A 13,260-nucleotide genomic window follows, 5' to 3' on the forward strand; every position below is an offset into this window, starting at 1 on the left:
AAGTGATTCTTAGTAAGCAAGATCTCTATTATATATCGTCCCTTTCATAACCAAATTCTGAATAATAAAGTTAGTCACGACAACAAAAAAGCACTCTCCAATTTTGGAAAGCGCTTTGAAACGTTGTATTTCGCAATGAATGGTACTCGATTCTTAATAGAATCTTCGTTCCATACTGTATCCGTAAGCGAATAAATTCGCAACGACTCCAGCAATTAACGTTTTGAGAATTGTGAAGCTTTACGAGCTTTCTTAAGTCCAGCTTTTTTACGTTCCACCATACGAGGGTCACGAGTTAGCAATCCAGCAGTCTTTAATGCTGAACGGAAATCAGGATCCACATTTAGCAATGCGCGTGCAATTCCATGACGAATAGCACCTGATTGGCCAGAGAAGCCACCGCCTTGTACATTCACAATCACATCGTAAGATCCTAAAGTCTCAGTCGCGTTGAATGGTTGTTTGATCACTTCATGCAAGTGAGGAAAAGGAATATATTCATCTAATGGTTTACCATTTACAGTAAATTCACCAGTTCCTGGTACTAAACGTACACGAGCTGATGAGTTTTTACGACGACCTGTTCCTAAGTATTGTACTGTAGCCATTTAATCCCTCCTTAAATTAATGTATTGATGTCTAGAGTTTCGGGTTGTTGTGCTGCATGATTATGTTCTGATCCAGCATAAACAAAAAGCTTACTAAATTGTTTACGACCTAAACGGTTATCAGGTAACATGCCTTTAACAGATCTTTCAATTAAACGACCTGGTGTTTTCTCACGCATAGCGCCAGCAGTTGTTACTCGCATTCCACCTGGATGTCCTGAATAATTGTAATATTTCTTATCTGTTGCTTTATGTCCAGTCAGCGCAACTTTGTCAGCATTGATTACGATAACGAAATCCCCAGTATCAACATGAGGAGTGTAAGTTGGTTTATTTTTTCCACGTAAGATAGATGCTACAACTGTTGAAAGACGTCCTAAAGGAACATCTGTGGCATCTAATAATACCCAGTTGCGTTCAACTTCGTTCTTTTTAGCCATATATGTTTGACGCACGTTGTTTTCCTCCATTATTATATCTAGTTGTTTACGGTTACTATGAGTTTCCGGGGCTCATCAGTGGGGTAAACAATACCGTTAATCATCATAACGCGAATATTAAGCAAAGTCAATGACCAATCTACATTTTACTGGATTGAATTTTATTTATGAGTCACTTATAGTATAGTAAAAATAACTATTATGATTTAAGGAGATCAAAATGCCACATCAAACTTGGAATAAAAGCTCTGTCATTACTCAAGCTGCTTTATTAACGGCAATTGGTATATTAATTCCCCTGCTAATGCCCATCAAAATAATAATTGGCCCCGCTTCTTATACCTTGGCCAGCCATGTCCCAATCATGTTAGCGATGTTTATCTCTCCCATGGTTGCAAGTATTGTTGCGATCGGAACTGCCTTAGGTTTCTTTCTCGCTGGATTTCCAATCGTTATTGTCCTAAGAGCGGCATCACACTTACTCTTTGCATACTATGGAGCCAATAAACTGATCTCAATCAGCACAGTAAATTTCAACGTCTTTAATATTATAATTAATTTATTTCATGCAGTTGCAGAAGTAATCGTGGTCACTGCAATTACAAGCCTACAATTCGACCTTCACTATTTTTATACTGTTGTTTTATTGGTTGGACTTGGCACTCTTATCCATGGAATTATTGACTTTTATCTTGCTCATTTGCTAGCTCATTCAATCAATAAACATAAGTTAGTATTCCCGAATCATCTAAAAATAAATGAGGTGTCCCATGAAATATGATTATGATGTAATCGTGATAGGTGGCGGAACAAGTGGTATGATGGCAGCTATTCAAGCTGCTCAACAAGGCGCTCATACCATGTTAATCGATAAGAACAAACAATTAGGTCGCAAACTCATCTTAACTGGCGGAGGCCGATGTAATGTCACCAATAACTCAAGTCGAGAAGACCTGATTGAACATATTCCCGGAAATGGCAAGTTTTTATATTCTAGCCTCGACCAATTCGATCAATCGGACATTATGGATTTTTTTATTCAAAGAGGTATCGCACTCAAAGAAGAAGACCATGGACGTATGTTTCCTATTTCAAATTCAGCTCGGACCATTAGAGACTGTTTAATTAATGAATTAAAAAAATTAAACGTGACGGTCAGTCTCAATAATCCAGTAAATCACATTGAATATGATTTATCTAATCAAAGCGTCAAGGGTGTTCATGACCAATCAAGGGAATACCATAGCTGTCGCAGCGTAATAGTTGCAGCTGGAGGGCAAGCATATCCTCGAACCGGTTCATCGGGAGATGGATATCAATGGGCAAAACAAGCCGGACATCATTTAACCGACTTCTACGCTACAGAAGTTCCACTTTTATCTAATGATTCCTTTATTAGCAATAAAAGCTTACAAGGAATTTCTTTACGTAATGTTGCTATTACTTTGTGGAATGATCAAGGAAAAGAAATAGTCACCCATCAAATGGACATGATCTTTACTCACTTTGGCTATAGTGGTCCTGCTATTTTACGTTGCTCAGGTCACGTTAACCTATTGCTAAAAGAAACAAAAGCTCCTTTTGCTCGTTTATCTATTAATCTCATAGCTGATTACTCAAAACAAGCCGTTCTCGATTATGCTGAACAAAATCGAGATAAACAACTCTCAAATATTTTAAAGCAATGGTTACCAGATAAATTAATCCAATTACTCTTAAATCTACTTAATTGCTCTAACAAACTGAGTTACAAACAACTAGACCATAAACAAATTGAAAAACTATTTCAGTTACTTGAAGCTTTTCCAATTACTGCTTATGGAACCCAACCGATTGCTAAAGGCTTTGTAACAGGCGGAGGAGTTTGCCTCAAAGAAATCACCCCGCAGTCTATGGAATCCAAAAAAATAAAGGGATTATTTTTCTGTGGCGAAATCCTTGATATCAACGGCTATACCGGAGGATATAATATCACAGCTGCCTTTTCGACTGGAGCTGTCGCTGGTATGCATGCTGCTTGGAACAGTCAGATAAATTAAAAAAAGCAGGGCACTTTTGTGCCTTGCTTTTTATTGTCTATTAATTACTCTGAAGTTTCAGACTGTTCAACGGTTGATTCTTCATTATTAGTCTCGTCTTCAGCTGTGGTTTCATCACTCGTAGAATTTTCTTTACTTTCTTCCGATTCTGCAGTTTCATTTTCGTCTTCAAAAGCTTTAGGGTCAGAAACAATTAGAACACCATTCACAATCATTGATTCTTCCGGTAAATTATTCCATTGACGCAATTCCTCAATCGATACACTATATTTATCTGCTAAGACCTCTAGTGTTTCGCCTGGTTCTACTTGATGATAAGTTGACCACGGATTCGCGACGGCAATTTCTTCTCCAATATAAAGTAAGTTATCTAATAACCCATTCCATTTTCGGATAGCTTCTACCGATACTTTGTATTTCTTAGCAATTGAAGCAATACTATCTTCTTCTGTAACTTCATGAATCCCTGGTTTCTTATCAGGATGTGAAACAGTCAGCTCTTGACCTGTTTCTATTTCAGCATCTTCAGCAATATCACTCCACTCACGAATTTGCTTTTCAGAGGTATTAAATAATTTTTCAAGATCTTTCATTTTGTCAGTACGAGTAAAACTATAGCGAATAGGATAAGTATCTTTTAAAGGACGTTCTTGATTAAACTTCGTAACAACTTGACTTGGATCCGAAACATATAACACATCTCCTGCTGCTATTTCATCATTTAACAATCCATTCCATTTTCGAATATCTGTCCCCGAAATATCATATTGCTTAGCAATATCCGCCAATTTTTCTCCTTCTTGAACCTCGTGAGTCTGTATCTCTATTTGATCAGGTGAAACAGCCTTAGTTTCTGGATCAGTTAGTTTTTCTTTTTCTTTCTTCGAAGATTGAGGACGTCTAACTTTTGACTCTGACTCATCTTCCTTATCTGCTCCTGCTGCATTTGGAGTCTCTCCCGGCCCCTCAGAAGACGTAACTGGGCTGACATTATTCGTTTCTTCATTGGAACTTGGCGCTTGAGCAGATGGTTCTGTTACAACTTCGGATGAAGAACTTGGAAAATAAATGACATCCCCTGGATAAATCAAATTAGAAGATAGCCCATTGTAAGCCATGACTTGTTCTTCTGTCATTCCATACGCACGCCCAAGATCATATAAATTTTCACCAGGTTGTACAACATGAGAGTGATCACCGTCCGCTGTAACCCCTGTTCCTGGAGCAGGAACTGAAGGCTGTTGAACAGGACCTTGTCCACTGCCCAAAACAGAAATTTTATCACCTGGATAAATAAGATCTGTGACCAAACCATTCCAAGCTAGTAATTGTTCTACAGTTACTCCATAACTGCTTGCAATAGTGTATAAACTATCACCAGGATTAACAATATAAGTTCCATCTGGAAGCCCTGAATTATTCCCATTATCAACAACGGGAGCTTGACCAGTGCCTGCTACAATTAGCTCATCTCCCACATCTAAATAGTCTGAACTTAGACCATTCAGAGCCTTTAGTTCAGATACCGTAATCCCGTGCGTATTCGCGATACTTGACAAGGTATCTCCAGGTTTAACCTTATAAACGCTGCCGTTCTCTGTTTGATCTCCCCCCGCTTCAGGTGCAGACGCATTCGGGGTTCCCTCCACAATTAACTGATCCCCTACATCAATAAATGTTGAAGTCAAACCATTGATAGTCATTAGTTCTTCTTCCGTTAAACCATATGTTTGCGCAATACGATATAAGTTATCCCCTTTTTGCACAGTATATGTTGTTTGTGCATTGACAACATGTTGCACACTAAAAGTCAATAAGCTCATAGATGAAAGAGCAATTACTGATCGTAATAAAATATTTTTTGACATGTATTTCATTATGTCCCCATCTCCTTTACTCTAAGGGTTATAGAATCATGACCAGTATAACACGTTACTATTAATCTACAAAGTTTTTAACCATTTTGTCAGTTAAACTTCATAAAAATGTTACAAAATATGAGACTCCTGCTCTATATAAAAAGGGACTCCATGAGTCCCAAAAATAAAATTAATAACTACAATTTTAAACTCCAAAGTAACGATTAATCCCTCGAACTAAACCATCAACCATTTTTGCTTGATAAACTGAATCCGTAATATTCTTAAAATCTGACCAGTTATCCATAAAACCTAATTCTACCAAAGCTGCTGGCATATCCGTGGTTCTTGTCACATGGAGGTTTTGTGGACGAGCCCCAAGATCAATCCCTCCCGAAGACTCTACCATGCCTTGCTGAAGTAATTGAGCAAGGCGCTTTCCTTCAGCTAGCATTTGATCTGTATGATGAGGAAGGGTGTTATAACCAGGTTCATCAATCGAGCGATCATGGTATAACGTCAGAATACCTCTAGCACTCCCTTGCAGATGAGCCGGCATTGCATTATGGTGAATTGACACAAAAATATCCGTCTTCAATTCATTAGGCAGATCATCACGTTGGTGCAGGTCAACAGTTCGATCATCACGACGTGTTTCAAAAACAGAATAACCCTGAGCTCGTAATTTATCTGCAACTTGCGTAGCAATCTTTAAATTTAAGTTTTTCTCATGGACTCCATAAAAGGAAGCGCCAGTCTCGCTCCCACCATGCCCCGCATCAATATACACTGATCGACTTGTCACCGGAATGGGATCAGTTGGAGTATTGGTCGTTTTAGAAACAATTAGCTGATCTCCAGAATAAATATAATTTGAACTTAATCCGTTCCACTCTTTTAATTGGGCGACAGTTATGCCATTCGCATTCGCAATGGCCCACAATGAATCTCCGTGCTTGACTGTATAATAATTGGTAGGAGCTGGATTTTCAGGTTCTTCTTCGGGAGGTGTTGGCTCATCAGGTTGCGGTGTTTCGGGCACTGTTACGTTAGGATTACTTACAACCAAACGATCTCCTGTATAAATATAATTGGAACTTAATCCGTTCCACTCTTTTAATTGGGCGACAGTTATGCCATTCGCATTCGCAATGGCCCACAATGAATCTCCGTGCTTGACTGTATAATAATTGGTAGGAGCTGGATTTTCAGGTTCTTCTTCGGGAGGTGTTGGCTCATCAGGTTGCGGTGTTTCGGGCACTGTTACGTTGGGATTACTTACAACCAAACGATCTCCTGTATAAATATAATTGGAACTTAATCCGTTCCACTCTTTTAATTGGGCGACAGTTATGCCATTCGCATTCGCAATGGCCCACAATGAATCCCCCTGCTTGACTGTATAATAATTGGTAGGAGCTGGATTTTCAGGTTCTTCTTCGGGAGGTGTTGGCTCATCAGGTTGCGGTGTTTCGGGCGCTGTTACGTTGGGATTACTTACAACCAAACGATCCCCTGTATAAATATAATTGGAACTTAATCCGTTCCACTCTTTTAATTGGGCGACAGTTATGCCATTTGCATTCGCAATGGCCCACAATGAATCCCCGTGTTTAACAACATAATGACTGTTCATCTCAGAAGTAAAAATATTTTGGGTTATTGTTATCGTTTCATGTGTTTCCAATACTTCTGTTTCTACTTCTGTGTTTAACGAAGATTCTTCTGTACTCACCTCCCCATTTATTAATTCTTCTGAAGACTCTGTTGATTCTAATATGTTCTCTTCTTCTTGAAGCACCTCTTCAGCTAAGGGATCTGTAACGAATAGAGTCTCTCCGGCAGATAATTCTTCTATTCCTGAAAGTTCATTCCAACTCATTAATTCATCAATCGTAACACCGTACTGGTTTGCAATCGTTTCTAATTGATCTCCTTGACTAATCACATGAATATCAGCTGCTTGAGCAGATATACTTATAGTATTTGATGTATATACTGCGATAGATGATAATACTACGGATGAAACAAAAAGTACTTTTTTATTTAACATTCAATAGTCTCCTTTAATATGTATGATCAAGGTAACGAACATTTTCTTTCTCTAGTTTATCATGTTCACAAAATGATAGACCTTTTTGTATATTACAATCAAATTACATTTTCGTGTCGTTTTGTCATTTACAAATAAACCCTTTAAAATGAAGGGGTTTTCATGAAAGTAAAAAACATTAAATTTACAATATATAAAATACAAGATAAACGAGCTTGAATAACGATTTATCCTATGATATTTTAGAATTATATTAATGTTAGAAAGGTGCATCTGTCAATGTCAATGTCAAATTTACCCTCTCCAATAGACTACTCTTTAACAACCCCTATCAGTTTACCACTTTTTACCAAAAGACTTCAAACTGTCCTTACTCATCTCTTCTACCATTCAAAACCTCTGACATCAAATCGCTCTTTAAATCCAATTTTGATAAGTGACATCAGCTTTTTAAACAAAAAAGAAAAAACAATCATCATCGATAGCGAGGCAAGAGGTTGGACGACTACTTATAAACCTAATCAGTATCTTAGCCAATATTGCACAAGTATAAATGGCGACTTTGAGCATTGGAATCAATACATTAATTTTTATTTCCATACTCACCATGTTCTATATCCTTACGTACGATATCAACATGTTCTTCTTCCTTTAAATACCGATTTTAACTCTGTTATATGGCTAAACTTTTCATATTGTAATGAATTTAGAATGATCCCTACCATTTCTCAGAATCAGGGATATGCTGTCTTTCATCTCAAACCTAGCCCTTACTTTGAGTTCCTTTTAATGGCTCCCCACACACCTGAATTACAATTTAGACTTTACTTTTGTTCTTATATCACTCAAGCATGGCTCACCATTCATTACCTAAAAAGTTATCCTAATCCGTCTTTAGCTGGATATTTCCAACTAATTCTTAAACAAAATAAACATAATTGTTTAGCTACTTATCTTGGAAAGAACAATATCCTAATCGATCCTTCCATTATTCAAGACTATCTCGATTATCAGTTGTTTATCTCTATCTATCATTCTTATGCCTATCATAATCACTATTTCTTAGATAAATTAATCCAGAATAATGTTCCAGGTGCCAAAACTTATTTAGCTGTCGAACAATATGAAAATTCAATTCTAGAAGATGCTCAATCCTAAATGATTAAAGAGTTAACCTTCTAGTAAAATAATTAATAAGATATAGTAAAAAGGAGCAAAAACCATGGATTGGTTCTGGTCACATAACATTCCTTACATTCAATTGTTTTCATGGAGTCATTGGTTTTATCTTATATTTTTTATTTTTTGTTTTTTCTTGCTGATAAAAAATCAAAAAACCATTGCCAAGAAGCCCAACAAATATCGTTACAGTCTTTTAACAATATCTATATTTCAACAAATAATTCTCTACCTCTGGTATCTTGATCAAGAAAACTTTCCTGTTTCAGAAGCCTTACCTTTTCATATTAGCAGAATTTCTAGCTTGTTAGGCATATTATATTTATTGACCCTCAACAAGCATATAATGGCTTATTTTAGCACCTTTGCCTATTTAAGTTTTTTGGCCCCTGCCAAAATTCATCCCGGTTATCATGCTCTTGGTTTATCTTTCTTAATAAACCATGTTATTACTATTATTTTGCCATACTTTGCAATTATCGCTTATAAATGGAGACCTACTCTTAAAGCTCTTGTTAAAAGTTATTTTTATTTTATTTTTTACTTGCTTAGTTTACCCCTAATCAACCAGCTAACAAATGGAAATTATTTTTATTTAAATCAAAGACCCTTAAGTATCTTTCAATCCTTATCTCTTCAATCTTATATGGTTTTATTAGCCTTAACTACCTTATGTTTATTTTACTTTTTCCATCTCTTTCTAGTATATATTATTCAGCATAGAAAAGAGATTCCATAATATTGAAGCGCCCCTTAGATCCTATTCGGATTTAAGGGGCGCTTCATCAAATAACCATTCTCTAAAAGAATCCAAAAAAACGTCTCTTTCTTTTTTTCTTTGGCATCTTTCCAATCGGGGGTAACACTTGGACCGTATCACCATTAAATATATCACGAGCATTTTGTTTGAAACGCTCTACTTTTTCTATCCCAAAATCTCTTTCTAACTGTTCAAATGCAGCTTTCATATTAAAAGGACGATAATCAATATGATGAACATCAGAGGCTATAATATGTGCTAAATTTCTTTCAATCATATTTCGGGCATGATATTGTAATTGCTCTCCATACAAGCCTACATAGCTAGAAGAAGTAATTTGTCCTAAACAACCCATCGCCACTAACTCATAGAGTAAATCATAATCAGAGGCTAGAGCATGATTTCTCTCTGGATGAGCGATTAAAGGGGTAATCCCTAATTCAATTAAATGTCCTAAAATCTCTTTAGCAAATGAGGGGACGGTTTTAGTAGGAAATTCGATCAGATAATATCGCCCAATTTCATCCAAAGATAACAGATCTTGATTGTAATAATCTTCCATAAATTTTTCCGTCAACCTAATCTCTTGAGAAGGATATACTTCAAGTTCTAATCCAGCTTGAGCATAAGTGTCACTTAAAGCTTCAGCAAAAGCTAAAACATCCTGTTTAGGATTTATATATTGACCATTGCGATGATGAGGGGTCAATACAATATGCTTCACACCCTCTGCCTGCCCTATCCTTGCTAATTCAATTGAATCCTCGAGCGTCTGTGCTCCATCATCAACGCCAGGGATTAAATGCGCATGTAAATCTATAATCACTTTTTCTTCGACTCTTTCTGAGCGCCATGGCCATAACCATAGTAAGCATAATAACCAGAATTTTCTTCATGTGGAACACCGTTCATAACATATCCTAGAATTTTAGCATTAACATTCTCTAGAATCTCCTTAGCTTGACGAACTTCTTCTTTTTTAACATATCCGTATCGTGAAACCAAAAGTACGCCATCCACTTTAGCTGCCAGAATCTGCGGATCTGCCACAGCTGTAACAGGCGGAGCATCATAAATAATCAAATCAAAATACTGAGACATTTCTTGCATGATAGCCGCCATCCGAGCTGAGCCTAATAGCTCTGACGGATTAGGCGGTATTGGGCCACAAGGCAAAATATATAAGCCAATTTCCTTATTATACTGTACAATCTGATTAAATTTCATATCTTGATTCGAAATTAAAGTTGATAAGCCCACTGTGTTGTCCGTATGAAAAGTCTTATGTAAAGTCGGCTTACGCATATCAGCATCCACAATTAAAACTCTCTTTTCTGTCTGAGCCATCACAATTGCCAGGTTTGAGGATACTGTTGATTTCCCTTCAGCAGGAATACACGAGGAAACTAAAATACTACTTAAATTGCTATCTACCTGAGCGAATTCTACGTTTGTTCGAATTGCTCTAAACTGTTCTGCACTAATAGATTGAGGTGCAGTATAGGTTATAAGAGTAGTCCCACGTTCTTGTTCTCGCAATAATTTTTGCTCTCTTTTCTTACGTTTATCAAACATACTTACACCGTCTTTCTATTACGTTTATTCATTTTAACAGTAGACATACGCGACTGTTTTAAGTCTTTAGAAGATAATTCATAAACTTTCCCTAAATTGTTCAATCCTAAGCTCGTCATAAACTCATCATCTTTTACAGTAGTATCCGAAATTTCACTAATTAATACTAATAATATACTCACACCTAACCCAATCATCGCACCTATAATAGCATAAATAGGTAGGCTTGGTGAAACTCGATTCGGATTATAGGAAGCAGGAGATAAAATAAAAATATTTGTTTCCTTCGCTCCGTAAACATCTCGGACTGTTTCTTCAAAAATAGAAACCACTTTATATAAAACTTCTTGTGCTCCTTTTGGTGAATCCAACTGAACTGTGATGTTAAAAGCCTGTGAATTAGGCGATTGCTCCACAGCAATTGCCCCCTGTAATTGTCCAATTGAATAATCATTATTCATTTCTTGACTTACTTGAGATAAAACAGAATCTCCAGTAATAATATCCCGATAGGTATTGATTAATTGTGAACTTGCTTGTAACTCGCTATATTGAATGGGAGCTTCTTTTAAATTCGTTTCTGGTTGGTTGACTAAAAGTTGTGCTGTAGACTCGTACTTAGGATGTACAAAAAAGATCATAAATGATATTGCTAATATCATACATAACAACACTACTGTAAAGATTCTAAAGGCATGCTTTAAAAATAGTTTCCACAAATCTGCTATACTGATTTCTTCTTGATGCATATTACCCTCCACTATTCTGCACTTTCATTGGCAAATGTAATTATTTTTTCTTTTAATTCACGAGGCTGTTCTATATACTTTTTCAGACTCTCTACAAATTGTAACGTTTCTTCCAACGGAATGGAAGCCACACGACCAATAAATATTTGATCATTTAGTTGATTTTCAACTAATTCGGAGTTGGTCAACAATTCTTCATAAAGCTTTTCTCCTGGGCGAATTCCCACTTCTTCAATACCAATCTCACTAACCGTATATCCCATCAACAAAATCATTTTTTTAGCTAAATCTAATATCTTAACCGGTTCTCCCATGTCAAGAATAAACACCTCTCCTCCTTCGGCAAAAGCTCCAGCATATACTACTAACCTACTTGCCTCAGGAATTGTCATAAAATATCGAATCATTCTAAAATCTGTAACTTGTACTGGTCCACCAGCTAAGATTTGCTTTTTAAAAGCCGGTACCACACTTCCTCTACTTCCTAAAACATTCCCGAATCTTACGGCGCAATAAGTAGAATTAGATTTCTCATTCATCCCAGTGATAATCAACTCTGCTACTCGTTTCGTAGCCCCCATAATGTTAGGTGGTTTCACTGCCTTATCTGTGGAAATCATGACCATTTTAGGCACTCCAGCTTTATCCACTGCTTTGGCTACATTATAAGTCCCAATAATATTGTTTTTATATGCCTCCACTGGATTTGATTCCATCAAAGGCACATGCTTATGAGCTGCAGCATGATATACAATATCCGGTTTTTCTTTTTTAAAAATTTTATAAATTCGATCATAGTCTTGAATATCAGCAATAATCGGAACATATTGCGTCATCCGATTTCCAATGTTGACCTCGTGATAGATTAGATAAATTGAATTTTCTCCATGTCCTAAAAGTAACAATTTGGCAGGGTTAAATTTTGAAATTTGACGCACAATTTCCGAACCAATCGAACCACCGGCTCCGGTTATCAATATTTTCTTACCTTCTATCTCATTTCGTAATCGTTCCTCATTCAACTCAATCTCTTTGCGTCCTAAAAGATCTGCAATATTAATTTCTCTTACTTGATTATTATCGTTATGAATACCAAGCAAAACCTCTTCCACCGGCGGCATATTGTAAACTTTAATATCTAATTCATTACATTTTTGAAGAATCTCTTCATATTTTTCAGGTTTTAAAGAAGGTATCGCGATAACAGCCTTGCTTACTCCAAATTCTTCGGTAACTTCTGGTAATTTTTCTAATCCCCCGACGACTTTGACCCCACCAAGATTTAATCCTACTTTAGACGCATCTTCGTCAAAGATTGCTACGACATTTTCCTTGCCTAGATGTCTACGCTGAGAACTCATATACAGTGAACCGCCATCTCCAGCACCAATTAAAACAATATTTTCTATCTCACTATTTTCATTAACATAGCGATTCCCAAACCTTTTAAAATAAATAGTCTGCCAAATCAATCGTAGTCCTACCACTAAAATCGCGGACAAGCCACTCATAACCACAGCATAACGAATGGGAAACTGTTCAATTATAAAGCTACAAATCGTACCACTTAAAATATTCGCAATAATTACAATAACGAATAAAAGCGATATATCACTCATGAGGGCATAACGATTAATCCTTGTTCGAAGGTTCAGTAGTGAAGAGATGAGATTATAAAAAATAAAACCTAATAAAATATGTAATAGATATAGCGATAATCCTTCTTGAAACAGCCCATAAAAAATGGCCCTTGTTGCAATAGAAGCCAAGATAAACGCTAAAAAATCACTCACTAACCAAACTGTTCTTTTTTGAAAAAATGACATTTTATCTACTACTTCTACCACTTTACTGGTTAAACTTGTCTGTGTCATTTACTTTAACTCCCTCCTAACATCAATTTAGTCATTTTGGATTGATGCGGAAATATAGTATATTAAATCTATACTAACACTCTCCCATTTTACCGGTCTTCTCATTTTTTTTCAACGAATTATT

At 36.4% G+C, this 13,260-nt stretch carries 12 protein-coding genes; 4 read left to right on the forward strand and 8 right to left on the reverse strand.

Features of this window, described 5'->3' with window-relative positions; all coding sequences use genetic code 11:
- Window positions 1-215: 215 nt before the first annotated feature.
- Complete coding sequence (gene rpsI / locus HZY91_RS06410; RefSeq protein ID WP_197115446.1) at window positions 216-608, reverse strand: 30S ribosomal protein S9; 393 nt, start codon at window positions 606-608, stop codon at window positions 216-218.
- Window positions 609-619: 11 nt separating this feature from the next.
- Complete coding sequence (gene rplM / locus HZY91_RS06415; protein ID WP_197115447.1) at window positions 620-1,063, reverse strand: 50S ribosomal protein L13; 444 nt, start codon at window positions 1,061-1,063, stop codon at window positions 620-622.
- 205 nt (window positions 1,064-1,268) lie between these two features.
- Between rplM and HZY91_RS06420 the strand changes: the two genes are divergently transcribed.
- Both HZY91_RS06420 and HZY91_RS06425 read left to right on the forward strand, forming a co-directional pair.
- Window positions 1,269-1,829 carry a hypothetical protein gene (locus HZY91_RS06420; protein ID WP_197115448.1) on the forward strand — a complete coding sequence of 187 codons (561 nt, stop codon included), beginning with the start codon at window positions 1,269-1,271 and terminating at the stop codon, window positions 1,827-1,829.
- Window positions 1,819-3,087, forward strand: coding sequence for a BaiN/RdsA family NAD(P)/FAD-dependent oxidoreductase (locus HZY91_RS06425; protein ID WP_197115449.1), 1,269 nt, complete (start codon window positions 1,819-1,821; stop codon window positions 3,085-3,087). The genes HZY91_RS06420 and HZY91_RS06425 overlap by 11 nt, the downstream gene beginning before the upstream one ends.
- A gap of 44 nt (window positions 3,088-3,131) precedes the next feature.
- Here the strand turns inward: HZY91_RS06425 and HZY91_RS06430 are convergent, their stop codons facing one another.
- Window positions 3,132-4,964 (reverse strand): LysM peptidoglycan-binding domain-containing protein, encoded by a 1,833-nt coding sequence (locus tag HZY91_RS06430; protein ID WP_235991613.1) that lies wholly within the window; start codon window positions 4,962-4,964, stop codon window positions 3,132-3,134.
- A 187-nt stretch (window positions 4,965-5,151) separates the two neighbouring features.
- Window positions 5,152-6,999 carry a LysM peptidoglycan-binding domain-containing protein gene (locus HZY91_RS06435; protein ID WP_197115450.1) on the reverse strand — a complete coding sequence of 616 codons (1,848 nt, stop codon included), beginning with the start codon at window positions 6,997-6,999 and terminating at the stop codon, window positions 5,152-5,154.
- Between the two features lie 279 nt (window positions 7,000-7,278).
- Between HZY91_RS06435 and HZY91_RS06440 the strand changes: the two genes are divergently transcribed.
- A complete protein-coding gene (locus tag HZY91_RS06440) occupies window positions 7,279-8,157 on the forward strand; it encodes a hypothetical protein (protein ID WP_197115451.1) in 879 nt (292 codons plus the stop codon).
- Between the two features lie 64 nt (window positions 8,158-8,221).
- Window positions 8,222-8,917 (forward strand): TMEM164-related integral membrane acyltransferase, encoded by a 696-nt coding sequence (locus HZY91_RS11205; RefSeq protein ID WP_197115452.1) that lies wholly within the window; start codon window positions 8,222-8,224, stop codon window positions 8,915-8,917.
- A 61-nt stretch (window positions 8,918-8,978) separates the two neighbouring features.
- Here the strand turns inward: HZY91_RS11205 and HZY91_RS06450 are convergent, their stop codons facing one another.
- The 4 genes from HZY91_RS06450 to HZY91_RS06465 are packed head-to-tail and all read right to left on the reverse strand — an operon-like array spanning window position 8,979 to window position 13,136.
- Window positions 8,979-9,764: a tyrosine-protein phosphatase gene (locus HZY91_RS06450; RefSeq protein WP_197115453.1), complete on the reverse strand. Its 786-nt coding sequence runs from the start codon at window positions 9,762-9,764 to the stop codon at window positions 8,979-8,981.
- On the reverse strand, window positions 9,761-10,513 hold the full coding sequence (locus HZY91_RS06455; protein WP_197115454.1) for a CpsD/CapB family tyrosine-protein kinase: 753 nt from the start codon (window positions 10,511-10,513) through the stop codon (window positions 9,761-9,763). Before HZY91_RS06455 ends, HZY91_RS06450 begins: the two co-directional genes overlap by 4 nt.
- A 2-nt stretch (window positions 10,514-10,515) precedes the next feature.
- On the reverse strand, window positions 10,516-11,262 hold the full coding sequence (locus tag HZY91_RS06460) for a YveK family protein (RefSeq protein WP_197115455.1): 747 nt from the start codon (window positions 11,260-11,262) through the stop codon (window positions 10,516-10,518).
- A gap of 11 nt (window positions 11,263-11,273) precedes the next feature.
- Window positions 11,274-13,136, reverse strand: coding sequence for a polysaccharide biosynthesis protein (locus HZY91_RS06465; RefSeq protein WP_197115456.1), 1,863 nt, complete (start codon window positions 13,134-13,136; stop codon window positions 11,274-11,276).
- Window positions 13,137-13,260: the final 124 nt, after the last annotated feature.

The organism is Facklamia lactis, assembly GCF_015863205.1.
Classification (GTDB): domain Bacteria; phylum Bacillota; class Bacilli; order Lactobacillales; family Aerococcaceae; genus Facklamia; species Facklamia lactis.